This is a genomic window from Blautia sp. NSJ-175 (assembly GCF_022867815.1).
Classification (GTDB): domain Bacteria; phylum Bacillota; class Clostridia; order Lachnospirales; family Lachnospiraceae; genus Blautia; species Blautia celeris.
The window spans coordinates 1-25,048 of the sequence record NZ_JALIFQ010000041.1 but is presented as its reverse complement, the minus strand read 5'-3'; the positions used below and the strand labels follow the sequence as shown (position 1 = coordinate 25,048).

At 45.9% G+C, this 25,048-nt stretch carries 26 protein-coding genes and 4 pseudogenes; 5 read left to right on the top strand and 25 right to left on the bottom strand.

What is annotated here, in order from left to right:
• Positions 1-108 precede the first annotated feature (108 nt).
• Both MUB35_RS29565 and MUB35_RS29560 read right to left on the bottom strand, forming a co-directional pair.
• The gene (locus MUB35_RS29565; RefSeq protein ID WP_244807332.1) at positions 109-762 is read right to left on the bottom strand and encodes a response regulator transcription factor; all 654 of its coding nucleotides are present in this window, start codon (positions 760-762) and stop codon (positions 109-111) included.
• Positions 763-971: 209 nt separating this feature from the next.
• Positions 972-1,742 (bottom strand): ATP-binding protein, encoded by a 771-nt coding sequence (locus MUB35_RS29560; protein ID WP_148392712.1) that lies wholly within the window; start codon positions 1,740-1,742, stop codon positions 972-974.
• Positions 1,743-1,898: 156 nt separating this feature from the next.
• On the opposite strand from MUB35_RS29560, the gene MUB35_RS29555 reads away from it, so the two are divergent.
• Complete coding sequence (locus tag MUB35_RS29555) at positions 1,899-2,495, top strand: TetR/AcrR family transcriptional regulator (RefSeq protein ID WP_033139464.1); 597 nt, start codon at positions 1,899-1,901, stop codon at positions 2,493-2,495.
• 12 nt (positions 2,496-2,507) lie between these two features.
• Here MUB35_RS29555 and MUB35_RS29550 read toward each other — a convergent pair whose 3' ends face one another.
• The 8 genes and pseudogenes from MUB35_RS29550 to MUB35_RS31100 form a co-directional block, all read right to left on the bottom strand.
• Positions 2,508-2,948 carry a hypothetical protein gene (locus tag MUB35_RS29550; RefSeq protein WP_207708210.1) on the bottom strand — a complete coding sequence of 147 codons (441 nt, stop codon included), beginning with the start codon at positions 2,946-2,948 and terminating at the stop codon, positions 2,508-2,510.
• Positions 2,935-3,285: pseudogene (locus MUB35_RS29545) on the bottom strand (DUF3990 domain-containing protein); the annotation flags it as partial. The gene MUB35_RS29550 and the pseudogene MUB35_RS29545, both read right to left, overlap by 14 nt.
• 65 nt (positions 3,286-3,350) lie before the next feature.
• On the bottom strand, positions 3,351-4,082 hold the full coding sequence (locus MUB35_RS29540) for a DUF975 family protein (protein ID WP_244807331.1): 732 nt from the start codon (positions 4,080-4,082) through the stop codon (positions 3,351-3,353).
• Positions 4,083-4,260: 178 nt separating this feature from the next.
• A complete protein-coding gene (locus MUB35_RS29535; RefSeq protein WP_033139463.1) occupies positions 4,261-5,934 on the bottom strand; it encodes a ribonuclease J in 1,674 nt (557 codons plus the stop codon).
• 243 nt (positions 5,935-6,177) lie between these two features.
• Positions 6,178-6,714 carry a Holliday junction resolvase RecU gene (locus MUB35_RS29530; RefSeq protein WP_033139462.1) on the bottom strand — a complete coding sequence of 179 codons (537 nt, stop codon included), beginning with the start codon at positions 6,712-6,714 and terminating at the stop codon, positions 6,178-6,180.
• 72 nt (positions 6,715-6,786) lie between these two features.
• On the bottom strand, positions 6,787-7,326 hold the full coding sequence (gene lepB / locus MUB35_RS29525; RefSeq protein ID WP_033139461.1) for a signal peptidase I: 540 nt from the start codon (positions 7,324-7,326) through the stop codon (positions 6,787-6,789).
• Positions 7,326-8,294, bottom strand: a complete 969-nt coding sequence (locus MUB35_RS29520; protein WP_244807330.1) for an RluA family pseudouridine synthase — start codon at positions 8,292-8,294, stop codon at positions 7,326-7,328. Before MUB35_RS29520 ends, lepB begins: the two co-directional genes overlap by 1 nt.
• An 81-nt stretch (positions 8,295-8,375) precedes the next feature.
• Positions 8,376-8,426: pseudogene (locus MUB35_RS31100) on the bottom strand (hypothetical protein); the annotation flags it as partial.
• On the opposite strand from MUB35_RS31100, the pseudogene MUB35_RS30965 reads away from it, so the two are divergent.
• Positions 8,403-8,516, top strand: a pseudogene (locus tag MUB35_RS30965) (DUF6783 domain-containing protein); the annotation flags it as partial. The pseudogenes MUB35_RS31100 and MUB35_RS30965 overlap by 24 nt on opposite strands.
• On the opposite strand, the gene MUB35_RS29515 reads toward MUB35_RS30965, so the two are convergent.
• The 9 genes from MUB35_RS29515 to MUB35_RS29475 all read right to left on the bottom strand — a co-directional run bounded on the left by MUB35_RS29515 (position 8,494) and on the right by MUB35_RS29475 (position 17,994).
• The gene (locus MUB35_RS29515) at positions 8,494-9,108 is read right to left on the bottom strand and encodes a hypothetical protein (protein WP_033139459.1); all 615 of its coding nucleotides are present in this window, start codon (positions 9,106-9,108) and stop codon (positions 8,494-8,496) included. The pseudogene MUB35_RS30965 and the gene MUB35_RS29515 overlap by 23 nt on opposite strands.
• A 195-nt stretch (positions 9,109-9,303) precedes the next feature.
• Positions 9,304-10,065, bottom strand: coding sequence for an SDR family NAD(P)-dependent oxidoreductase (locus tag MUB35_RS29510; RefSeq protein ID WP_255786350.1), 762 nt, complete (start codon positions 10,063-10,065; stop codon positions 9,304-9,306).
• 4 nt (positions 10,066-10,069) lie between these two features.
• Positions 10,070-11,968, bottom strand: a complete 1,899-nt coding sequence (locus MUB35_RS29505) for a YgiQ family radical SAM protein (protein WP_244807329.1) — start codon at positions 11,966-11,968, stop codon at positions 10,070-10,072.
• Complete coding sequence (locus MUB35_RS29500) at positions 11,965-12,642, bottom strand: HAD family hydrolase (RefSeq protein ID WP_033139456.1); 678 nt, start codon at positions 12,640-12,642, stop codon at positions 11,965-11,967. Before MUB35_RS29500 ends, MUB35_RS29505 begins: the two co-directional genes overlap by 4 nt.
• Positions 12,635-13,351 carry a pseudouridine synthase gene (locus tag MUB35_RS29495; protein ID WP_148392718.1) on the bottom strand — a complete coding sequence of 239 codons (717 nt, stop codon included), beginning with the start codon at positions 13,349-13,351 and terminating at the stop codon, positions 12,635-12,637. Before MUB35_RS29495 ends, MUB35_RS29500 begins: the two co-directional genes overlap by 8 nt.
• On the bottom strand, positions 13,351-14,706 hold the full coding sequence (locus tag MUB35_RS29490) for an RsmF rRNA methyltransferase first C-terminal domain-containing protein (RefSeq protein WP_244807328.1): 1,356 nt from the start codon (positions 14,704-14,706) through the stop codon (positions 13,351-13,353). Before MUB35_RS29490 ends, MUB35_RS29495 begins: the two co-directional genes overlap by 1 nt.
• A 13-nt stretch (positions 14,707-14,719) precedes the next feature.
• The gene (locus MUB35_RS29485; RefSeq protein ID WP_033139453.1) at positions 14,720-15,538 is read right to left on the bottom strand and encodes a GTP pyrophosphokinase; all 819 of its coding nucleotides are present in this window, start codon (positions 15,536-15,538) and stop codon (positions 14,720-14,722) included.
• A 187-nt stretch (positions 15,539-15,725) separates the two neighbouring features.
• Entirely contained in the window at positions 15,726-16,394 is a 669-nt protein-coding gene (locus MUB35_RS29480; RefSeq protein WP_244807327.1) for a M23 family metallopeptidase, read from the bottom strand.
• Positions 16,395-16,545: 151 nt separating this feature from the next.
• Positions 16,546-17,994 (bottom strand): aminoacyl-histidine dipeptidase, encoded by a 1,449-nt coding sequence (locus tag MUB35_RS29475; RefSeq protein WP_054351298.1) that lies wholly within the window; start codon positions 17,992-17,994, stop codon positions 16,546-16,548.
• A 668-nt stretch (positions 17,995-18,662) separates the two neighbouring features.
• Between MUB35_RS29475 and MUB35_RS29470 the strand changes: the two genes are divergently transcribed.
• Complete coding sequence (locus MUB35_RS29470; protein ID WP_033141725.1) at positions 18,663-19,607, top strand: sporulation protein; 945 nt, start codon at positions 18,663-18,665, stop codon at positions 19,605-19,607.
• On the opposite strand, the gene MUB35_RS29465 is transcribed toward MUB35_RS29470, so the two are convergent.
• The 6 genes and pseudogenes from MUB35_RS29465 to MUB35_RS29440 all read right to left on the bottom strand — a co-directional run bounded on the left by MUB35_RS29465 (position 19,587) and on the right by MUB35_RS29440 (position 23,351).
• The gene (locus MUB35_RS29465; protein WP_033141726.1) at positions 19,587-20,213 is read right to left on the bottom strand and encodes a hypothetical protein; all 627 of its coding nucleotides are present in this window, start codon (positions 20,211-20,213) and stop codon (positions 19,587-19,589) included. The genes MUB35_RS29470 and MUB35_RS29465 overlap by 21 nt on opposite strands.
• Before the next feature lie 22 nt (positions 20,214-20,235).
• On the bottom strand, positions 20,236-20,727 hold the full coding sequence (gene coaD / locus MUB35_RS29460; protein WP_033141727.1) for a pantetheine-phosphate adenylyltransferase: 492 nt from the start codon (positions 20,725-20,727) through the stop codon (positions 20,236-20,238).
• A 10-nt stretch (positions 20,728-20,737) separates the two neighbouring features.
• Positions 20,738-21,295: pseudogene (gene rsmD, locus MUB35_RS29455) on the bottom strand (16S rRNA (guanine(966)-N(2))-methyltransferase RsmD); the annotation flags it as partial.
• A 14-nt stretch (positions 21,296-21,309) separates the two neighbouring features.
• Positions 21,310-21,702 (bottom strand): methylglyoxal synthase, encoded by a 393-nt coding sequence (locus tag MUB35_RS29450; RefSeq protein ID WP_033141729.1) that lies wholly within the window; start codon positions 21,700-21,702, stop codon positions 21,310-21,312.
• Between the two features lie 332 nt (positions 21,703-22,034).
• Positions 22,035-22,457, bottom strand: a complete 423-nt coding sequence (locus tag MUB35_RS29445; protein ID WP_244807326.1) for a hypothetical protein — start codon at positions 22,455-22,457, stop codon at positions 22,035-22,037.
• Between the two features lie 258 nt (positions 22,458-22,715).
• Complete coding sequence (locus tag MUB35_RS29440) at positions 22,716-23,351, bottom strand: helix-turn-helix domain-containing protein (protein ID WP_244807325.1); 636 nt, start codon at positions 23,349-23,351, stop codon at positions 22,716-22,718.
• Between the two features lie 496 nt (positions 23,352-23,847).
• On the opposite strand from MUB35_RS29440, the gene MUB35_RS29435 reads away from it, so the two are divergent.
• Positions 23,848-24,909, top strand: coding sequence for a replication initiation factor domain-containing protein (locus MUB35_RS29435; protein ID WP_330671257.1), 1,062 nt, complete (start codon positions 23,848-23,850; stop codon positions 24,907-24,909).
• The coding region (locus MUB35_RS29430; protein WP_195409977.1) for an excisionase at positions 24,909-25,048 on the top strand (140 nt) is incomplete at its 3' end. The genes MUB35_RS29435 and MUB35_RS29430, both read left to right, overlap by 1 nt.

The following is a 25,048-nucleotide window of genomic DNA, read 5'->3' as shown; positions in this document are numbered from 1 at the left end:
CTCTATTTGTCATGCAATTTTCAAGGTACTGATTGCGATGAATAAGTCATCGCCACTATACTCAAAACATCTCTGTTTTTGAAACTATTTATTGACTTTCTTTAATAGTTAGTCTTTTTTCGTGCCTATGATCTCTTTCCCGCCGGATATATCCCGAAGCTTGCTTCTGAGCCTTGACACCAGAACAGTCAGGGAGGCGTCCGTGACAAATTCATCCGTATTCCATAGATGCTGCATCAGCTTTTCTCTCTCCACTACTTTTCCTCTGCATTCTACCAGGGCACTCATGATTTTATTCTCCGACTTGGTCAGCTCCACCGACTGTTCCCCATAGGTAAAGATCCCCTCCGCGCTGTCATAATATCCTCCGTCCGTCAGATATTCCCTGTCATTTTTCCGGTATTCATAGGCACGCCTCAGCATGGAACGGATTTTCACAAGCAGCAGCTCCGAATCAAAGGGTTTTTCCATGTAATCATCCCCGCCGGATGCCATAGCCATGATCTTATCCGCGTTTAACTCACGGCTGGATAAAAAAAGGATGGGCACATTGGACATGGTTCTGATTCTTTCACACCAGTAAAAGCCGTCATGATAAGGCAGATTAATGTCCAGAAGAACAAAATCCGGCTTGATGCGCATGAACTCCTCATCCACATGGTCAAAAGTTCTTATATATTCTGTATCAAACTCCCATTTTCTGCAGAGGAGGCAAATTTCTCTGGCAAGGGACAATTCGTCTTCCACAATCATGATCTTCATAATATTCTGCTCCTTTTCTCTGTCTTGTGTATCGGTTTTGATCCTTGTTTGGTGCTATCATTATAACTTATTTTTTTTCTATCTCCCAGCGTTTCCGGGAATCTTACAGAAATGTTAGATACAAGGTAAAATAAAAAAACAGGGGCAGGCTTTGTTTTGCCTGCTCCCCTGTATTCTCTGTCTTCCTTATATCTGATTTTATTTTTCCTTTACAGCCCTAATTTCTCCACAATCCCTTTCAGGGCTGCCCGCACCGGAGAATCTGCCGGAAGCTGTATCGTCGGCTTTCCGTCACAGTCAAAGCGGTATACCATGTCATCATGGGGAACAACTCCTAAAAGATTCAGGTTCTGCTTTTCAATTTCTTCCATGGTTCCTGCGTCTAATCTGCCCTCCGGCGCACGGTTTACGATCAGTCCCATTTTCTGTGGTTTGAAATTCAGTTCCTCCACCAGACGGGCGATTCTCCCTGCCGCCTGTACCCCTCTTCTGGAACAGTCGCTTACCAGGATGGCTGTCTGCATGGTGGGCAGAATGCCGCGGCTGATGTGCTCCATGCCCGCCTCATTGTCCACCACAATGTAGGGATAATGGCTCTGGAGTCTCTGTATCTGTGTCTGCACCAGGCCATTCACGAAGCAGTAGCATCCCTGTCCCTGGGTACGCCCCATTACCATGAGGTCATAATCATCCTCTTCCGTGATGGCATCCGCCAGCCTCATTTCCAGATAATCCTGCTTTGTCACACCTGCAGGAATCTGATATCTGCTGTCAATGCCCGCACGCTCTATTTCCTCACGCAGTTCGCCCAATGTAATCTCTGTCTCAACTCCCAGAACTTCATTTAAATTGGAATTCGCATCTGCGTCCACTGCCAGAACCGGCTTCTTCCCGCTCTCGCATAAATACTGAATCAGCAGACCGCATAGAGTTGTCTTGCCTACGCCGCCTTTTCCGGCCACTGCTATAACATGTCCCATATATTTACCTCCAAATTTCTGAACAACCTGTTGATTTCTTTCTATAATTGATTATAATTGTAATTATGAAAATTACAATCATCAATTTTTTCAATCTGTTCATTTTATCAACAGATTAAAAAAATTGTTGATATGAATCGTTTAAGGAGGAAACATATGGAGACCAAAGAAAGAAAAGAAGACCGCCGCACCAAATACACCCGGCAGGCAATCAAAGATACCTTCCTTGCCCTGCTGGAGAAAAAAAACTTTTCAAAAATCACCGTCACGGAGATCTGTAAGCTGGCTGAGATCAACAGGGGAACCTTTTATCTGCACTATTATGATATGGACGATGTATTGGATGATATCCTGACAGAAATGCTGAAGGACACCAAAAGCCTGGAGGAACATCTCATGTGCCCCGGCCGCGCTGCCTCCAACTGCACTTTTCCCTTCTGCCACAAGGTACACAATACTCCCAGATATCAGGTACTGTTTCTGGACGATATTATTTCCTCCAGGATCATTGACAAAATAGCAGATGTGTATAAGGAAGGCTATGTCACCTGGCTGATGTCTCACAGCCTGCTCACATTTGAACAGGCTGAGGCTGTATTTTATTTCCAGATGAACGGATGCCTGACGATCAATAAACTGACGATCCGCAACCAGTGTGGAGACTGGAAGAAGATTCAAAAGACCATTGATTCTTTTATCAAAGCCGGATTGGAGAGTTTTCTTATTCATGACGGGCGGGATGAGATGCCGTGATTGTCTGAACATCTATAAAATCTGATTGGATTTATAGCATTCAGCTATATATTCCCTTGACTGATAATATAGGTCTGAATTATAATTCGACAGATGTGGCGTTATCCATGATGTATACACCTTTATTAGTGTTTCAATCACATTTTCATCACTCTCTGCAATATCTTCCACAAGCCGCTCATAAACCTCTCCAATCGTCCAGTAATCAGGTACATCATACCTGCATTTACTGACATTATCATAATCGCCCTTGGGGATGGATTTTATATTAATATATTCATCTGCTGTCTTCTCAATGGGTTCACAGTGCAGAACATCAGAATATCTATATATTCGCTGAATAATATCCTTTCCCAGATATTCGACCACTTTATCACGGCTTAATTTCTGTTCACGGCCGATATACTCAATTAAACTACAGGTAAAAAATAATGCACTGTTATTTTTCATCATAAACATTATATCCTTTCACAAATTTTAACGCGGTTAGGGCATTGATACTATGAAAGCTTATTTGATGAGTTGGCTTTTTGAACCTCGCGAGTTCCCAGAATGCCGCCCGCGATATTTTTCCATCAATAAAGTTCTGAATATAATTAAATATTGTATCATTTGCCATAGGTCCTTCTACTATATCATAACTGTGTTTTTGTCCTGAACGGCATTTGACAATAAAATCCAGCCATTCTTCTGTCATCTCAGAAAATTTCAAAACTTTAAGTGTCTCATCCGGAGTATAAATATATTCATTTACTACTCCTGCCCCAGTATATCTAATAGCCCAGTTTTCTTTTCACAAATCCACAATATCTGCTGTCTCATTATAACAGAGAAAAAAATAAAATAACAGAGTTGTCAGTCAAGTTCCTGTGCTGTGTCTGCCAAAATAGTTCTGTCTGCATCTAACCGTCTCATACGCTCCTCCTTCAGAACAGCATACAGCTCCGCATTCACTGCCTCTATGAATGCTCCTGTAAAAAAGATTCCCAGCACGCCAAAGGTCAGAATGGTAAGTACCCGCCATCCAAGAAAGGATAAGTCCAGAAGAAATGCCCTCCACTTCTGTCCGCGCATCATATCCTCACTGGTATGCAGAATCTCCTCAAACCCGGCATCCGGGTTTTCCGCCAGAATGTAAGGGGCCATGCGGAATGCATAGGATTGTATGATTCCCGGTACCAGAAGCATCAGATACCAGAAAAACAGTTCCAGATGCACCAGGAACATCCCCTTCATATACTTCTTATAATTTCCATCAAAAAAGCCGGAAAATACCAGGCCTGCCCCTGCCTTTTCCTTTCTGTTCCTGATAAAAAATGCAGCTCCGCCCACTTCTATTATGGCAAAAATAAAAACATAGAGAATATCACGGATAATCGTCTTTATGATAGTTCCGCTGAATTTCCAGGGAATCAGGAAGTCTGTCCAGAGAATCGACACCAGGTTATACTTCTTCCCATGGAGCAAAAACGGTCCGCTAATATCTGTCATCATGACAGCGAGAACCAGTGAAACCGCCACAGCAGGCCAATAATTCCGCTTTAGTTTTTCCCTTCCTCTTCTTTTCAGTTCTGCCCTTTTCCACATAAAACCATCTCCTTTCCCTGCCAAATACCGTTCCTCATGTGTCCTGCCCATAACTCTGTTTCTGTATGATCAGTATATCATATCTGCTGCCCACACTTCTATATCCTTTGCGACCGATATAAAAAACAGCCCCCCAAAAAGGAGGGCCGAAAAACCTTCAACCAGGCTTAGGAACATTTTAAACTTCCATAATGACAGGAAGTATAACAGGACTTCTCTTGATCTTTTTCCATAAATAATCATCCAGGCTGTCTCTGATCTCTGTCTTTATCTGTCCCCATTCCCTGTGATTCTGTTTTTCACATTTTTCAATGGCTTTTGATGCCACTTTCTTCAGTTCGCGCATAAGCTCTTCGGATTCTCTTACATAGACAAATCCTCTGGAAATAATATCCGGACCTGACATAAGCTTGCCTGTTTTCCGCTCCAAAGCCAGTGACACAATGATGACACCGTTTTCCGAAAGGCTCTGCCTGTCCCTGAGTACGATATTTCCCACATCTCCCACGCCCAGGCCGTCCACATAGATACCTCTTGCGGTGACTTTTGACACTACCTTTCCGGTCTCTTCGGAGAGTTCCAGCACGTCACCTGCCTCCAGTATAAATACATGGTCATCATCCATCCCCAATTCCTTTGCCAGATTGCCGCCGGCTATGAGATGGCGGTACTCTCCATGCACCGGAATGGCATATTCGGGCTTCAGCAGGGAATAGATCAGCTTGATTTCCTCCTGACAGGCATGACCTGACACGTGGGTGTCCTGGAAAATAACATTTGCGCCTTTCCTTGCCAGTTCATTGACGATTCTAGAGACAGCTTTCTCATTTCCCGGTATGGGAGTTGAACTGAATATGATTGCGTCCTTTGGTTTGATGACTACCTTTTTATGTGTCGAATCCGCCATTCTCGACAATGCAGCCATTTCCTCTCCCTGGCTTCCTGTTGTGATGAATACCAGTTTTTCATCGGGATAACGGTTCATTTCATTTACGGATATCAGAGTTTTTTCAGGAATCGTCACATATCCCAGTTCTTCCGCTATCTTGATGACCGTCTCCATACTTCTGCCCTGCAGGATCACTTTTCTTCCGTATTTATAAGCGGTATTCATGATCTGCTGGACTCGGTCCACATTGGATGCAAAGGTGGCCACAATAATTCTGTTTGTCTTGTTTTCTGCAAAAAGCGTATCAAAAGTCTTTGCAACCTTTGTCTCAGACGGAGTGAATCCGGGACGGATGGCATTGGTACTGTCGCACATGACTGCCAGCACGCCTTTCTTCCCCAGAGCTCCCATTCTCTGCAGGTCAATAGCCTCTCCGAACAGAGGGGTATAATCCACTTTAAAATCCCCTGTGTGGAAAACAATCCCTGCGGGTGTATGGATTGCCAGAGCGGATGCCCCCGCTATGCTGTGGTTTGTTCTGATAAATTCGATTCGCATCTCGCCAAGATTGATCTGGCCTCCCTGTTTCACTACTCTGCGTTTCGTCTTTTTCAGCAGTTTTGCTTCCTCCAGCTTATGCTCTATGAGTCCCATTGTCAGCATGGTGGCATAGACCGGCACATTGATCTGCGGAAGGATATAGGGCAGCGCACCGATATGGTCTTCATGTCCGTGGGTGATCACAAACCCTTTCACCTTCTCCTTATTCTCAATCAGATAAGACACATCGGGAATGACCTTGTCAATACCCAGCATCTCATCATCCGGAAAGGATATTCCGCAGTCGATCACAATGATCGTGTCATGATATTCAACTGCAGTAATATTCATACCGATTTTGTCCAGTCCCCCAAGTGGGATGATTTTAACCTTGTCGTTTTGTTTTTTTGTTGTTTTATTCAAATTTTACCTCTTTCTTCATGCAGTCCCCAAATTACTTAAAATAGAATCCTGCCCATATGACCTTCACGCCAAAGCGCAGCCACTTACGGTCAGGAAGTTCGGAGAATTTTCCCATGTAACAAAAAACAGCCGAACCTGTCATCAAAGACAGATAGGGCTGTTACCTGTATACTTCAATTTCTTTCTTCACGGACACATACTTTTCATTCAGTATACACCATAAGTTGAAAAAATACAACTTTTTTATATTTCTCTTTTATCCAAATCCCAGGCAACCCCTTCCAGAAAGGGCACCAGAAAATTTTTGCTTCTCTTTAAAAAGCATTCCGGGTTCAGTTCCTCATACTTAAAATGTTTCCTGCCGCCGTTCTGTCCCCGCATCCAGAAGCGATACATCTCCCGGTAGGGCATATAGTAGAGTTCATCCCTGTGGGTGAAAAAAAGGATCAGAAAAGCGATTCCCTGCTGTTTCTCAAAATCCCCCATGAATTCCACCTGATGGGCATGGATATTCTGCAGGGGAAAGTTATCTGTATTGCACTCTTTTGCGTCAAAACATATGGGGATTCCCTGAACCACGCCGATATAATCCACTGTACTCTTCTTCTCAAAATAAGCCAGCGTAATATGCCGGCTCTCCTTGTCTATGCGGACCGGTGTAATGGGGGTGGGGACTTTTTGTATCAGGGCCAGATTCTTTTCCCTGTAGCGCGCGCAGGTCTCGTTGATAAACTCCTCCAGTGCGGAACCGCGCAGACCTCTGGAATTCCAGGTCGCCATCTCCATTCCTCCTCTTTCTTCTGTCTTCTATGCTGTCTCTTTTCCTGCTGTTCTTTTATTTTTCCCTGCACTTTATTTTATCAGCTTCGGTGACGGGAAGTAGCGAAGGACAGCCTTACCCAGAATTTTTTCTTTTTTCACAAAGGTATTGGTCCAGAAGCGGGAATCCTTTGAGCGGTTCCTGTTGTCACCCAGCATAAAATAGCTGCCCTCCGGAACCACCTCCGGTCCCCAGTTTCCCTGGGGCGGCTCCGGTGTAAAGCTGTCATCCAATGGGGTTTCGGCGCCGTCGATATATACCTTTCCGTCCCTGATCTCCACCGTCTCCCCGGGCAGTCCGATGACACGCTTAATGAAAAGCTGTGTCTCATCGTCAGGGTATTTGAAAATCACAATGTCAAAACGCTGTGGGTCTTTATTTATGTATGCCAGTCGGTTTCCGAAGATCCGGTCTCCCGTCATGATCGTGTCTTCCATGGATTCTGACGGAATCTTGGCATTGATCAAAAGCACATTGTTGACGATGAAAACCACAACAACCACAAAAATAATCATTTTTATATATTCCCAGAGCTCCTCCATGATGGAGGGCCCGTTATATTGTTTGCTCATTACAGTTTCTCCCCTTTGATGACTTTTTTAAATAACGCAGGCAGTTCTGCCGTCAGCTTCAGTCCCGACAGGTAACTAAGCTCTCCCTCGAAAGACGGCATCTCAATCCTCCATGCATGAAGCAGCTGAGAGGTAACCCGGTATTTCTTCCTGTACGCTTCGTTGACTTCTCTGCTGCCGTATTTTGCGTCTCCAATGATGGGATGCCCAATGCTTGCCAGGTGACTTCTGATCTGATGGGTACGCCCTGTCAGAAGCTCCACCTCCAACAGCGTGCAGTCTCCTGTCCCGGAATAAGACAGAGGCCGCATACGTGTCTCAATAGGGAGGGCATCCTTTTTCGGTTCCCTTGTCACAGTGACTTTATTGGTCCGCTCATTCTTCCACAGATAACCTTTTATATAGGACGGATGCTCCACGCGCCCTGCCGCAAGCGCAAGATAATATTTGTGCAGGCTTCTGTCCTTAAATGCCCCGGACAATGTCTGCAGGCCGGCCATGGTTTTGCCCGCTGCCACAATGCCGCTGGTGTTGCGGTCCAGACGGTTGCAGACAGACGGATGAAAAGTCAGCAGATCTTCTCTTGTCAGTGCACCCTTTTCCAGCAGATATCCTGTCAGATATTCCACCAGGGATATGTCTTTCTTATCCGCCTTCTGGGACAGCATTCCCACAGGTTTGTTGATAAACAACACATGGTCATCCTCATAGATAACATCCAAAGAGCAGGTATGAGCCTCTGTCTGAGCTCCCATAAATTTTTCCAGTGTCTCCTCCGCCAGAAAAAGACGGACACAGTCCTCTGCCTGCAGCTTCTCACTGCCGTCAGCCTTTCTGCCGTTCAGAGTAATGTTCTTCTTTCGGAGCATTTTATATAGGAAGCTTTTCGGTGCCTCTTTCAGATATTTTGCAAGATATTTATCCAGACGCTGCCCGCTCTCCCCTGCTTTGACTGTCAGTTCTCTCATGTATTCCTCCTGTCTGTAAGCCTTGTTTCGCGGTATTCTAGAGCGTGTTTGAAAATTGCTTTCGGCAAGCTGTGCGTCACAGTTTGTGGGAGATTTGACCCCGATGAAGGAGGCGTAGCGGGCTACGCTGACTGAATTGGGGGCAAATCTCCCGCAAAGTGGGGCGTGCAGATTGTCGGAATGAATTTTCAAACAGGCTCTAGAGAGAAATCGCGTAAATAGTATGCAGGATCAGTTCATTTCTGGTCAAATCCGGATATTTCTCATCCGGTGTAAAACGGATATCCTTTTCCAGGGATTCATGATGCTCCCACATGGATTCCAGACGGTTTAAATAATCCGGCAGTTTCCGGAAAATCTTTACATTCACATAGTATCCATTCTGTCTGAGGATGGACTGAATATGCTTCTCCACAAAAGGTATGTCGGATTTTTCACGGCTGGTATATCCCACCACCGTATTGCCGCATACAGCCACTGAGTCCAGAAAGGTCTGTTTTTCATAGGCAGATATCACCAGCTCATATCCCAGAGCCAGGCCATGTCTGTGCTTTTCAATCTGCCGGTAATCCTTCTCGGACATTGGTTTCTGCATAAACATCATGATCATGCCCACTGCAAATTTACAGGCAGGCAGACAGGCCACAACAGCCACTACCGTAAAAACCGTATTTCTGTTTCCCTTGATGATAAGACCGGTAAAAAAAACTGTAAGCGGGGCTATAAAGGCCAGAATGGTATACATCGTTCTCTTTTTCTTCTGGGAAGAGATATATCCGAAATCACCTTTTCTGATTTTCTTCTTTTTTTCCATTGAAAATCCGTCTCCTCATTTGTGTCATTGTATGTCATTTGTAACTATTCACGGCCAATGTTCCGGGAGGTGTTTTGCGAAGCAAAATCCCGAGTTGGCCAGCACCACAATGCAATTTATTGCATTGTGTGTGCATCGCGAAGCGTGTTACTGTTCACAGAACTGCACTTTTTGCAGGGCTGTGAATAGTAACTGTCATTTAGAAATAACTTCTACAATTTTTAATAATACCCTATGTGGAACAATTTTGCAAAGGATAAAAAAACATTTCATAGAAAATCCATAAATGGAGATTTCTTTTTTTCTCGCTGCATCCAAAATCGCCTGGTTTACCACTGCCTCCGGGCGGGCAATAAATCTGCGCTTATAGGAAAGCATGCGTTTCTTTCCACCGATATGCTCGAGAAATTCCGTATCTACCGGCCCGGGGCAGACAATCGTCACCGCAATGTAGCCGCGCAGCTCCCGGAAAAGAGCCCGGGAAAAGCTGAGGACATACGCTTTTGTGGCCGCGTACACGGCAAATTCCGGCTGGGGGATAAAAGCGGCAGCGGATGCCACCATGACAATATGGCTCTTCTGCCTCATATACGGCAGAAAAAGCCTGGTAATCTCCGTCAGGGCCCTGCAGTTCAGATCTATCATTCCGGCACAGTCCCCGGCTGAGGTTACCTCCACACTCCTGTGCACTCCGCAGCCCGCTGCATTTACCAGATATTTTACATAGGGTTTGTATTCCCTCAGCATTTCTTTCAGCTTTCCGATGCTTTTGGGATCCGTAATATCCATGGGAATCACACGGACCTTGATACCGATTTCCTTTCCAAGTTCTTCCAGAGCCTCACTTCTTCTGGCAATGGCCCAGATCTCATCCAGCCAGCCGTAATGGCTGGCGATCTGGCGCACAAACTCTTTCCCCATACCTGAGGAAGCACCGGTTATGACTGCTATTTTCAAACGATCACCTACTCTTCTTTTTGTGGATATTTCTTATGGTTTTCTTTTTCTGTGTATTTCTGCGGTCTTTCATTTTGCTGCCGCGTTCGGCTTCCTTCCTCTTTGTATCACTGCCATTTCCTGTACGGATAAGACATTTTCTGTTTGTCCCAATCAGGTCAGTCCTTCCCGCCGTTATAAGGGCCTCTTTTACAAGTTCCCGGTTCGCGGGGTTCTTATACTGGATGAGGGCCCGCTGCATGGCTTTTTCATGGGGATTTTTCGGTATATATACCGGCTCCATGGTTCTCGGGTCCAGGCCGGTATAATACATACAGGTGGACATAGTGGAGGGTGTGGGGTAGAAATCCTGCACCTGTTCCGGCGTAAATCCCATATCACGCACATATTCCGCAAGCTTGACAGCCTCCTTCATGGTGCATCCCGGATGGGAAGACATGAAATATGGCACTGCATACTGTTTTTTACCGGTGCGCGCATTGGCCTTTTCAAAATCTTTCAGAAATTTTTCATACACCGCATGTTCCGGCTTGCCCATATAGGTAAGCACCTGGTCGGAAACGTGCTCCGGCGCCACCCGAAGCTGGCCGCTCACATGATACTGCGCAAGCTTCTCCAGAAATTCCCTGTCCTTGTCTGCCTCCACATAATCAAAGCGGATCCCGGAACGGATGAAAACTTTCTTCACCCCTGGAATCTCCCGGAGTTTTGCCAGAAGCTCCAGGTAGTCCCTGTGATCTGCCTCCAGATTTTTGCATGGTTTCGGATACAGGCACTGACGGTTTTTGCAGACACCCTTTGTCATCTGCTTTTTGCAGGCTGGCTGGCGGAAATCCGCGGTAGGACCGCCCACATCGTGGATATACCCCTTAAAATCTTTCTCCTCTGTACACATGACAGCCTCATCCAGAATGGATGCGTGGCTTCTTACCTGTACGATCCTTCCCTGATGAAAGGTAAGGGCGCAGAAATTACAGCCTCCGAAACATCCCCGGTTGCTGGTGAGGCTGAATTTGATTTCTTCAATTGCTGGTATCTTCCCCATTTTCTCATACATGGGATGATAGGTACGGGTGTAAGGCAGACCATACACCTCATCCATCTCCTGTGTTGTGAGTGGTTTGGAGGGCGGGTTCTGCACCAGATACCCCTGTTTTTCATATGGTTCTGCCAAAACCTTTCCGGTAAAAGGGTCCATATTCTCATACTGGATACGGAAACTCTCGGCATAGGCTTTCTTGTCCCTGCAAAGCTCCTCATAGGAGGGCAGGATCACGCCTCCCGGCAGTTCCATAGTACGATATACCGTACCGGGTATATCATGGATATCACGGATGGACATCCCCTCATTCAAAGCTCTGGCAATGGCAAGGATACTCTTCTCCCCCATACCGTAGGAGATCATATCTGCCCCGCTGTCCAGAAGCACGGAGCGCTTCAGGGAGTCAGACCAATAGTCGTAATGGGCAAATCTTCTGAGGGATGCTTCAATACCGCCGATGATCATGGGTGTGTGTTTATAAATCCTGCGGATCAGATTGCCGTACACAATGACTGTCCGGTCAGGGCGAAGCCCCATTTTCCCTCCGGGAGAATAGGCGTCTGTACTCCGGTGCTTTTTTGATACGGTATAGTGATTCACCATGGAATCCATATTGCCTGCCGACACAAGAAAGGCCAGACGCGGTTCTCCGAACACAGTGATGCTTTTCTCATCTTTCCAGTCAGGCTGTGCAATGATCCCCACACTGTATCCGTAAGATTCCAGAAGCCTGGTAATGATAGCCGTACCGAAAGAGGGGTGGTCCACATAGGCATCCCCGCTCACATAAACAAAATCCGGCTGTGTGATTCCCCTCTGTTCCATCTCCTGCCTTGTCACCGGCAAAAATCCCGTTGTCATAAAAGCACCTCATATGTGTGATTCATCACCTGAAAATAATCATCAATATAATAATCTGCCAAATCTTTCTTCTTATCTGCCTGCTGTGCACTGAAGGCGTCCTCCACGGCACAGACCTTCATACCGGCATTTTTCCCGGCCAGGATTCCCATGGGGACATCCTCAAACACAAGACACTCCTCCGGCTTTTTATGTAAGCCCGCCGCTGTCTTCAAGTACACATCCGGGGCCGGTTTGCCTGCCGGCACGTCACAGCAGGTGGTAATGTCCGTAAAGTATTCTTCTATGGAATGGGCTTTCAGCACCATCCGGATCAGCTCGATACTGTTGCTGGAACAGATGGCCGCAGGAATTTTTCGCTCTTTTAAATAGCCCAAAAACTCACGCGCCCCTTTCTTCAGGGGAATCTCATGGCAGTATTTGTGTTCTGCCATGGTCACCCAGGTACTTTTGATGGCTTCCAGGGAATCCGGAAGGGCAAAGCGTTCTTTAAAATATGCCGCGGTCTCCGTGAACCCCATTCCCTCCAGCTCCTGCTGGAACTCTTCCAGGTTCTCCGGCACTTCCAGCCCTTTCATGGCCAGAAATTCCTCGTCCACAGCCTTCCACATCCACATGGAATCCACCAGGGTTCCATCCAAATCAAATAATACTGCATTGATATTTTCAAGCATTGTTTTTTAACCTTTCTATCTCTTCCTCTGAAAGTTTCCGGTATTGTCCGGGTTGTAACGTTTCATCCAAAATAAGGCTTCCCATGGAAAGCCTTTTTAAGTATAACACCTCATTGCCCACGGCTGCAAACATTCGCTTCACCTGGTGGAATTTCCCTTCTCTGATGGTGATGAAGCACTGTCTGCCCTCCGGCTCATACTCTGTGATCTCTGCAGGCATGGTAAGATTTTTTTCACCGATGTCCACACCTTCACACAGCTTTTTGCAGTCTTCCTCGGAAAGTTCGTCCCTCAGGCGCACAAAATATGTCTTGTCCACATGCTTTTTCGGGGAGAGCAGCCTGTGAGCCAGCGCCCCGTCATTGGTGATAAGAAGCAGCCCCTCTGTATCCCTGTCAAGCCTGCCTACGGGAAACAGATCTTTCCTCTTTTTGGAAGGTATGCAGTCCAGCACGGTTTTGTCCCTGCTGTCCTCTGTAGCAGAGACCACGCCCTGGGGTTTATTGAGCATATAATACTCAAAATCTTCATATACTACGCGCTCTCCGGAAGACAAAATCTCATCTGTCTCCGGGTCCACTTTCAGCTCCGGCTTTGTGGCGGTCTCACCGTTTATGGTGACCTGTTTGGCTTTCAGAAGCTTCTTTACCTCACTTCTGGTACCAAGGCCCATATCCGCCAGATATTTATCTAATCGAATCTTTCCCATTACTGCCATCTCCATCCGGCATAGTATTTATTTTTCAGGATTCCGCCTGCCAGCTTGCCGAATCCCAGAGGATAGTCCCTGACACATATAAGCTGCCATCCCTTCTGCTTTTCCACCGGCAGATCCGATACATCCAGAGTTTCCCCTTTCAGATATTTGACTGTGCGCACATCCTCAGGCTCCAGCCGGATACAGGAGACAAATTCCTCCGGCTTTAAAGCCATGGCCAGTGCCTGTGAAGGCTCAAATCTGTTTTTCTTCACATCACCCAGATAGAGTCCTGTGCGCAGGAAGCGCAGCTTCGGCACTTCCACCCTGCCCGGGAGCAGGTAAAGTCTGTCCCTGTCCAGTTTTAAGTTCTCCCTGTCTATGGGATATGACAGAAGCGATAAGAACTCCTCCGCACAGTCCGGCAGCTTGGGTGCTTTTCTTTTCCCGGTCCGCAGATTTTCCTGCCCCGGTCTGCTGTCCTCTCCGCTTTTTTCAAGCAGCGCCAGAAAATGTCCTTCGCCCGGCATTCTGTGAGGGAAGATCCTGACACATTTTTCAAGTCCGGCGCCTTTTGCAAATCCTTCATAGGGAAGGATTTCCTTCAGACGCATATCCGGCATCTCCTGCAGCAGATATTCAATCACTTCCTCGTCCTCTTTCCTTGAAAATGTGCAGGTGGAATACAAAAGCATTCCTCCCCCGCGCAGCATGCGGGCACCCTGGAGGATGAGCTTTTTCTGTACAGGCACATAGGCCTCAGGTCCTCTCTCCTTCCAGTATTCCATCATTCTGGGTTCCCGGTGGAACATTCCCTCCCCGGAACAGGGAGCGTCTATGAGTACTTTGTCAAAAAAGCCTGTAAAATTCCGCTCCAGAACCTCCGGGTCCTCGCTTGTCACATAGACATTGGGAATGCCTGCCATCTCCAGATTCTTAAGCAGAGCCTTTGCCCGGCTGCTGCTGATGTCGTTGGCCAGAAGCATTCCTTCTCCCATAAGCCGTCCGCCCAGCTCCGTGGCTTTACCGCCCGGAGCAGCGCACAGATCCAGTACGCAGTCTCCCGGTTCTACAGGAAGCCTGCTGGCCGGTGTCATGGCGCTTGGCTCCTGCAGATAATACAATCCGGCAAAATAATACGGATGCCTGGATGCCCGCTCCTCCTCCTTCAGAAAATACCCGTTTGGTATCCAGGGGATTTTCTCCATGGAAAAGGGGGTGATGGCTTCAAATTCTTCGCAGGTAATCTTTGCTGTGTTGACACGGAGTCCCTGCATGACCGGCAGGTCAAGGCTCTTTTTATAGGCCTTCAGCTCCGTGCCCAGCAATTCTTTCATCTCTTGTTCATAATCACTCGGCAGATTCATTGTCTCGTCCTTTTTACATAATTTCTTCTGTAGCTACTGCCTGGGCCCGATAGCCCTCAGCGATAATATCCAGCTCCCGGTGGAACCGTTCCAGTCTGGATAAATCCTTAGTCTCATAAATCCGGTAAAACTCATCCTGTATTTTTGCCACTTCCCTCTTGTTGGAATAGTGGTATAGATTCTCAATATTATTCAGAATCCCTGACACCAGATTAGACTGGTGCAGCATGGAATTCTGGGCATCCATAACCTCATTCCGGACAGAAGACATTTCCTCGTCCAGAAGCAGTATGGACTGGGCTGCATGATTTAACCGCGCCTTTAAGTGAGGCGGCATATTTCCCTTATACTTATATTGCAGGGAATGTTCGATGGTAGCCCAAAAATTCATGGCAAGTGTCCGAATCTGGATCTCAGCCCTGATGTCTTTCGGGCCATCCAGAGTCTCCACATGATACAGAACGATCATATGATAGCTTCTGTAGCCGCTCTCCTTCATGTGTGTGAGATAATCCTTCTCCTCCACCACCTGCATATCCCGGCGCTTTCTTATAATCTCTGCCACTTTTTCAATATCTTCATAAAACTGGCAGATCACCCGGATGCCGGCAATATCTTCCACCTTCTCCTCCAGGTCTGCCCAGGATATATTTTTTCTCTGCATTTTTTCCAGAATACTGTTGATCGTTTTGACTCTTCCGCTGACTTGTTCAATGGGGGAGTACAGGTCCTTTTCTTTGTGCTCCTTCTTCAGATGGTTGAATTTAATAACCAGCTCTTTGACAGCAAGTTCATACGGAATCAGCAGTTCACGCCATAAATGTATCTCCATAAGACATTACTCCTTACCAGTGCGCCTGTTTTTCTATCCCTTATCATTGCCGCGTCTGCTGCGGCACAATCTGCGGGGTGCCCAAGTGGGTATCCGGAGCCGCGCGCTTTGTTTTCCCTATAACGGCCCGGTTTTCGCGTAAGGTATTTTAAGTATAGCATATTTCTATAACTCTCACCATAGAAATTCAGTAACTTATCTCCTTTGTATGATCCTTCAGGTATACAAGCACAGGGTACGGGTTCAGGGCATATTCCTCATCCTGACCGTATCTTGTGTATAATCCCATATGTAAATGGGGTGCAAACTTTCCGCAGGTCCCCTCCTCACCATATCCGCTGTCACCTAAAAATCCCAGAAGCTCTCCCGCCTTCACAGCTTCCCCCTCCAAAAATTCTCTGCCGTAACCGTTCAGATGGGCATAGTAAAAATAGCCGCCTTTCGGACTTCGGATTCCAATCCTCCAGCCGCCCAAAGGGAGCCATCCCACTTTCTCCACGGTTCCGTCCGTGATGCTGATGACAGGGTAATACCCGGAAAGCATTGCTTTACCGAAAATGTCGCAGCCTTCATGTTTCCGCTTTCCTCCATAATTCCGCTCCTCCATCCAGGTATCCGTAAAGGAAAACGGATCTTCCCTTTCCTGAGGGCGGACCGCAAGGGGAAAATACTCCATATCCTGCCAGAAAGGCAGATATAGCCGCATTTCTCTTGGAGACATTCCCGCGTTCTCCATCTCCTCCACAGGAATACCGGCCTCACGCAGGATATCCAGGGAAACATGTTCTTTCAGGGAACTGATGGCAAAAACATCCGCAAACACCAAAATCAGAAAAAACAGTATCCATTTCCGCACAAAAATTCCCCCATCTGACATAAAATTCGGCTGTGCCTGTACCAGAGCCTGTAAAGATCGGCTCTTACCCGTACATATCATTTTATGAACAGACAGGGGAAATTATTCCAATTATTTATGACAATAGAAAATTCGCAGAGCGTGCTTTCTATTATTTCAATCTTTTCAATACTTCCAGCAGATACTCATAGACCCTTGCTGTGGAGGAGATGGAAAGTGTCTCCTCAGAAGTATGGATATCCTTCATATTCGGTCCGATGGAGATACAGTCAAGCCCCGGGATCTTCTCATAGAACAGACCGCATTCCAGACCTGCATGAATCACCTGGACAGCAGGCTCCTCCTTATACATTTCTTTATATACCTGTACCATCAGCGGACGCAGGACAGAATCCTGGCGGTACTCCCATGACGGATAATCTCCTTCCACATGGTACTCACCTCCCAGAAATTCAGTCAGGTACTGAATCTTTCCTGCCAGCGCCTTCTTGGCAGAACCTGCGGAGCTTCTCACGCTGGTGGAGCAGGCCAGGCACTCACTTTCCAGTCTTGTAACCCCCACATTGCAGGAAGTCTCCACAAGCCCGTCAATGAAACCGCACATTTTCTGAATACCATTGGGATAATTCATAAGGAAGAAGATTACTTTTTCCTGGCTTACAGGATGAAGCACCTGTTCCGTCTGCTCACCCCGGCATACAGCCGTCACTGTGATACCCTCATCTGTACCTGTATACTCTTTTCTCAGCATCTGTGTAAACTCTGCCGCATAGCTCACCAGCTTTTCCCCGTCTTCCTGTTCTGTCAGCACGGATGCCTCTGCCTGGCGCGGAATGGCATTGTCCTTTTGTCCGCCGCTCAAAGAAATCAGCCCAAACTCTCCGAACTCTCTGAATTCGTGGAGAAATCTGGCCAGAAGCAGTGTGGCATTTGCCCGGATCTTATCAATCTCCGCTCCGGAATGCCCTCCCAGAAGTCCATCCACCTTGATATCATAGCGGATTCCTGTCCTCTCCTGATAATTAACAGGCAGCTCGCTGATACTAGTCATACCGCCTGCACAGCCTGCCCAGAGGATTCCCTCCTCCTCGGAGTCCAGATTGATCAGGTATTTTCCCTTTAACGGGGCAGTATCCAGTGCGGATGCGCCCAGAAGTCCGATTTCCTCATCCACGGTAAACACAGCCTCAATGGCCGGATGCTGCAGTTTATCATCCTCCAGAATGGCCAGCTCATAGGCCACGGCAATGCCGTCATCCCCGCCCAGAGTCGTACCGTCCGCATGTATAATATCGCCCTCCACAAAAAGTGTGAGCGGATCCTTCGTAAAATCATGTGTACTGCCCGGAAGCTTCTCGCACACCATATCCACATGCCCCTGCAGAATCACTCCCGGTGCATTCTCATATCCACTGGCTGCATCCTTAAAAATGATCACATTCCCTCTCTCATCCTGTATATAGCGAAGGCTGTGTTCTTTGGCGAAAGCCGCAAGATAATCACTGATCTGCTGTGTATTGCCGGAACCATGAGGAATTTTTGTGATCTCCTCAAAATAATGGAACACTCTTTCCGGTTTCAGATTTTCTAATACTGACATATTGATTCCTCCTGTAATTTTATTCCTCTGCTGTCTTCTATTTTGTCACATTCTCCCCCGCTTGGCAAGGGGATGGGGGATTTTTACCTGTTTTAGTTTGGTGGCTCACGGACGGGGCGGCGGGGGGAAGCTGTCTGTGTCCGCTCGAGGTTCCGGAAGCAGTGAGCTAACCGATAACTGCGGCTAAGACGCTCAGCAGAGGCTTCGCGCCTAAGTCTCCGTAATCGGTGGATCTCACAGCCTCCTCCACTTAGCCTCGCTGACACAGACAGCTTCCCCCCGCCACCCCTGCTCCTTTTCTCCGGAAGTCTAAAACATATAAACTTTTTAAATTAATAAAAAACATTAAAAAAATCACTTACATACGCTGTAAGTCCTTCAAAACACATCCCGCGGCCTGTGAAAACCAGGAAGTGTATGGGAGGAGGGCAGGGGAGGGAATTCCTGTGAACGATGTCTCAGTGGAGCGCCGGGGAGATCCACCTACCCCAGTTACTTAATGAAGAGGCCATTGCCGATGAATTTAGTAAATGGGAGCAGGTTAGCTCCCCGGCAGCGGAACGCTTCGTTCACAGGAAATCCCTCCCCTGCCCTCCTCCCATACACTTCCGTCCGCATTCATCCTCATACCCCCGCATATAATTTTAAAAAACCCAGGAGCTCCCTCTATGAAACGTTTTCTATTCCTACTCCCTTTCCTAATTATGCTATCCTTTCTCCTCCTATTCCCGGACACCTCATTTACCTGTGCAGCTTCCGGCCTGATGCTGTGGTTTGAAACCCTGCTGCCTTCTCTGCTGCCCTTCATGATCATTTCAAACCTGCTGATCCGGACCGACCTGCTGAAAAAATGGATCCGCATACCGTCAGGCCTGTGGCACCGCTTTTTTGCCCTTACCTGTGACGGCGCCTACGCACTGCTTCTGGGATTTGTCTGCGGCTATCCCATGGGCGCCAAGGTGACGGCTGACCTCTACCGGGAAAACAGGATTTCCAAAAAAGAGGCAGAATACCTTCTCACCTTTGCCAATCACCCTGGCCCGTCCTTTCTCTCCTCCTATGTCTGCCTGCAGGCGCTGGGACAGAAAGCACTGATCCTTCCCACCTACTGTATCATTTATCTTGCCAACTACCTGTGCTGTCTTCTCTTCCGAAAGAAAGCAGACCACAGCGCCATTGCCGCTGACACCTGCCCCCCGGCAGGAAATGAAAAAGAGATATCCATCCAATCCCCACTGGGAGAAATTCTGGATACCTCTATTATGAACGGATTTGAGTCCATCACAAAACTGGGAGGATATATCATCCTCTTTTCTGTCTTCCAGGGTGTCATCAAAAAAGTATTTACACCTCTCGGGCCGGTTATGTATGTCATGTGCGGTGTCACGGAAATGACCACCGGAATCACTGCCCTGGCAGGCACCGGCTGGAGTCTTACTTTTTTATACCCCATGCTGCTGGGGATCACCGCCTTCGGCGGCATCTGCGTTGCAGCCCAGACAAAGTCCATGCTTGCGGGAACAGACCTGTCCTTCGGGCCTTATGTATGGGCAAAGCTTACAAACTTTCTGCTCACAGGCCTTCTGGCATTCTTATTCGTCGAAATCATCTAAATCATCATCATCCAGGGAAACGCCCTCAGTCTCCGGTGCAGCCTCCTGTACCGGCGCAACGCCTCCTAACTGAGGCTGCAGTTCGCTTCTGTTTCTGTTGATCACATCCAGAGAAGCCTGCAGGGAACGTACGAACTCATTGTATTTGGAACCGGCATCCTCAAGAGTATTCGCCATGATCTGACCCATGTTAGCCATCATTTCATCGGTATAGGAAATTGCACTGAGGCGCAGATTGTTGGCATCGTTTGTTGCCGCGTCAATGATATCCTGTGCCTGACGGTTAGCAGTATTCACAGTCTCATTGGCCTGCGCGTATGCCTGCTGCATCACCTCAGACTCTTTTACCATCTCCTGTACCTGCACTTTTGTCTCAGCGATGATAGCGTCTGCCTTAGCCTGGGCATCAGCCAGGATGGCATCCTTATTGCTGATGATCTTCTGGTATCTCTTGATTTCATCCGGAGTCTTCATACGCAGTTCACGAAGCAGTTCTTCTAATTCTTCCTTGTTCACTACGATTTTCGTGGTGGACAATGGCTGATATTTGCAGCTCTCTACATATTCTTCAATTTCTTCGATAATCTGTTCAATTCTGCTACTCATAATCATTCTCCTTATTGTATTCTTACTTTTTTTCCTTCTGTGCGAATTTCTCTCTCACTTTTTCAACGACGTATTCCGGAGCGAACTTGGAAATATCCGCGCCGAAATAGGCGGCTTCTTTTACAGTGGTGGAACTCAGATAAGCGTACTCCAGGCTGGTAGTCAGAAACATGGTATCCACATCTCTGGCAAGCACCCGGTTGGTCTGCGCCATCTGCAGTTCATATTCAAAATCGGTAATTGCCCGCAGACCGCGGATAATCACCTTGGCATCACAGCTTCTGGCAAAATTCACCGACAAGCCTGAAAAGGATGTTATCTTCAGGTTCGGGATATCTGCCGTCACTTTCTTTAATATATTAACACGTTCTTCCACAGAAAACAACGGACTTTTTTCAGAATTCATCAAAACTCCAACAATTACCTCATCAAAAAGTTCCGCTGCTCTCCTTATCACGTCCAGATGTCCAAAAGTTGCCGGGTCAAAACTGCCCGGATAAATTGCTCTCACCATTGCTCGTATCTCATGCCTTTCTCAGGAAAATGTGCCGGTTCGTCTTGTATCTCTTGTCTTTTACCATTGTGAAGCCATACTCTTCCAGATAATCAAAAGGTGTCTCTAAGGAGGCTTCCACCACAATCAGGGTGTCCTCATCCACATAGGATGCTTTGGAAAGCACCGAAAGCACCTGTTTTTCCAGTTCCCTGTTATAGGGAGGGTCCATGAAAATACAGCCGAAGGGCTCACTGCCCTCCAGAACACCCAGGGCGGAAAATACGTCCTGGCAGTAAAGTTCTGCGCTGTCAGCAAGCCGGGTAAATTTCAGATTTTCCCGGATACACTCTGCCGCTTTTTTATTTTTTTCTATAAAGACACACGAATATGCCCCTCTGCTCAATGCTTCAATCCCGATGGCACCGCTGCCTGAAAATATATCCAGGAACCGGCAGTCACACAGATACGGCTGCAGCATATTGAACAGCGTTTCCTTGATTCTGTCGGTGGTCGGCCGGGTGTCCGTACCGGGGATTGTCTTGAGGGGCATACTCTTTGCACTTCCTGCAATCACTCTCATCTTGTTGTAATTCCTTTTCTCTACTTATTCATACGCCAGTCCAGATCCCCCTGGTCAAGTCCCAGTATCAGGGATTCTGCTGTAGCGATGTTTGTAGCGATAGGGATATTGTACTGGTCACAGCACCGTGATATCTGGTAGACATCCGGTTCTTTCTGATCGATCATAGCCGGGTTATAGAAAAAGATCACCATATCTATATCACCGCGTTCTATCATCTCCGTAAACTGCTTATCGCCGCCCATGCTTCCCGGAAGGAATTTATGCACATGCAGATTGGTCACTTCTTCAATCCTTCTGCCTGTGGTTCCGGTGGCATAGACCTGGTGTTTTGCCAGAATATTCTTATAAGCAATACAAAAATCTTCAATCAGAGGTTTTTTACTGTTGTGCGCTATAATACCAACATTCATATTCTATCATCCTCATTTTCTTTTATCAGAACAATTATAGCAAATATAACAACTAACTGCAATTATTATTTTAAATTTTATATCTGATTTCTGATTATCCGCATAAACACTATACTTTCAAGTATTTTAAAGTATAGAAAAGCACTCATTTTACCACGAACTTACCACGATTGAATGAGCCTTGATATGACGATAAAAACTATATTAAAAGCAGTCAATCCTAAGACTAACTGTTTTTTGTGTATGGATATGAAATTGTAAAACTGGAATTTTGGTAAGAACAAGCAGTCAATCCTAAGACTAACTGCTTTGTGTGTATGGATATGAAATTGTCAGTAGTCTTGATTAGTAAAATCCTCTGGTAAAAAATCACACTGCTCATCCGGGATTCCTAACGATTTTGCATATGTTATCATTTCATCCCACTTCTGCTTATCTTCCGCATGAGATGTATCAATACATTTCTGGTATACAGGTATAATCCCTTTCCCCGACAAAGCAAAGATTTTTTCCCGAAAAACTACAATTACATTTTCTGATGTATGAAATGTAATATACCATTCTTTTTTCAATGATGTACTCATGTTTTTTTGAAATGCTTTTACTGTATCTTCAATATCATTTTCGGATATTGAAATCGTATAAATTTTACACAATCCTAAAAAGCGATTTTTGCATTTAAGAACAGGATATTTCTTTATCATTGTTTTATCTTTCAAACTCAGGTTAATGACCTCTGCATGATAACATTTCATTCCTATGATTCCTCCTCAAATTCTCGTTTGTCGTTTTATTCATATTCAATATTATAACAGTTCCATATATCCGCTACAATAAAAATCATCATGCCCGTACCATTTTTCTCTGTTAAAAATGCACATTTCTTCTTTCTTCCTCTTGATTTCCCAACACAGAAAAGAAAAAGCCCTGTCAAGAGCTTTGCCACCATTGGTGGTGCTTGCACTCTTTACTGGGCTTTTTATTTGCGGTATCTTCTAACAAGAGGAAAAAGATTACTCGTTCTCATCATCAAAATAATTATTCCTCAATACTTCCCGTAAAAGTTCCATATCTTCTTTTGAATTCGGGTTTATTCGTTTCACAACTTGATAAGGAGTTTTATACTTATGTCCCTCTGTGCTTTCCCCAAACATATCCATACTGTATAAATCATCATAGCGGTCTAGTAGTTTTTGGAATTTCAAATGCTGGATAAATTCTTTGATTTGGTAAAGGTCTGACGCTTCAATGCTCTTTCCGTTAATATAATCGGTAATATACTCCCTTAACTTTTCTAACTCATATTCCAGCCATTCTTCTTCGCTGTCAAAGAAGTTGTCATAATGTCCGTGTTTCAATTCTGCATTTAATCGTTCTTCTGCTCTTAGAAACTGGCAGACTTCCTTTTCGGCTTGACTGACATATTTCCATTTCCCCGACAATAATTCATTCGGTGTTATACCCAACACGTCCATTATCTTTTCCAGCGTATCAAAGGTAGGATAATTCACGCCACGTTCAATCTTGGAAAGGCTCTGCATATTGATACCGATTTTGTCCGCAAGTTCCTGTTGTTTCATTCCTCTGTGTTTTCTTATGGTCTGTATGTTCTCTCCTAAGAAACTGATTTTCTTTTCGTAATGCTCCATGACTTAGTATAAACACTCCTTTCATTGCTTTTCTTGGTATTTATAAGCATATCATACTTAATATACATCAAAAAGTCAACAAAAACTTCTTGACAAGTAATTCTAATGGCGTTATTATCGTATCGGATAGAGTGATTAAGCACGCTAGGGTCAATCACACGCTTGAATAAGCATAGAAAATATATATTTTCGCTTTGATAGCATGAATAAGCATGGACTATCAGACCTAAAATAAGGTTTCTGACTGGGGCTGTTCCGTTTAGCCACGAGCCTTACAAGGCTCGTGAGCGTTAAGAACGGGGCAGACACAGGAAGAAAGGGAACGCCTTTAGGCGTTCGTAAAGGGCGTATATGTAACACCGCCCTGCGTATACATGTCATAGTACCTAGAAACTGTGATAAATAAAGGAAAAAACACAATTTTTACCCCGCAAAAAAACGGGGCATACGAAAGGAGAAATGCACTATAACTACACACAAAAATTTATCCGTTAAGATTGATTACATCAGCATTGTATTTGAAACTGCAACCGCTGAAGATGTAATCATGCACATTTTAGGTTTACCGACTGACATTTTCAATGTTTATCCAGCAACGATAAAATTCAAGACTTATCAAGCACGCTGGCAGATTGGAGATATTTATGTATCGGGGGACGCAAGAAAGACAGAGGACAACCCACAGGGACTAGGCTGTTATCTTGTTATGACTGGCAGAGGTTGTGATGATATTTTCCGTATTCTCGACAGTAGGAATTATACCTTTGGGGATATGTTCCGACGCTGTGAGCGAAGATACGGACTGGATAATTTCCATTTCACAAGACTTGATATTGCCATTGATGATAAGAACGAAAAGCCATTCTTTACCATAGAGCAGATAAAGAAGAAATGCGAAAAAGAGGAATTTATCTCGAATAGTGAGGGCTACCACTTTGACGAAAGCAAGTTTGATGATTTCGACACCGCAAAGACTGTTTATATCGGTGCTGGTAAATCGGGATTGTCCTACCGCTTTTATGATAAAGATAAGGAAGTCTGTTCAAAACATAATAAGACACTTGATGAAGTCGGCAGTTGGAAACGGACAGAAATGCAACTGCGTGATGATAAGGCTCATGCTTTTGCCATGACATTCAAAGACAGACCGCTGGAACTTGGGGAACTGGCTTTCGGGCTATTGGCAAACAACTTACGCTTTGTCGTGCCAAACAGAAATGAAAGTAATAAGAGCAGATGGAAAACGTGTCGGTTTTGGGAACGCTTTTTAGGGGCTGTGGAAGTCTTGAAACTGCAAGTACCGAAACTACATAATTCTCTTGAAGAAACACAGCAATGGCTCACAGAGGGTGGTGTGATTTCCGCTGTCAAAAGTTTTTACTTCTTAGAAGAACATGACGCATTAGGTGGACTGGAAAAAGTGGGAACTATGCTTGATAAGGCAAGATACAGCAATTCCCTTTCCAGCAAACTAACCGCCCACTTACAGAGGATAGACCGCACCGACCTTATCCCCTATATCCAGTATGACACGAAACATGGGAAAGGGGGTATCTGATGAATAACAACGATATTCCTGTATGGGAAAAATACACCCTTACCATTGAAGAAGCGTCAAAGTATTTCCGTATCGGAGAAAACAAGTTAAGACGATTGGCAGAGGAAAACAAGGACGCTGGCTGGCTCATTATGAATGG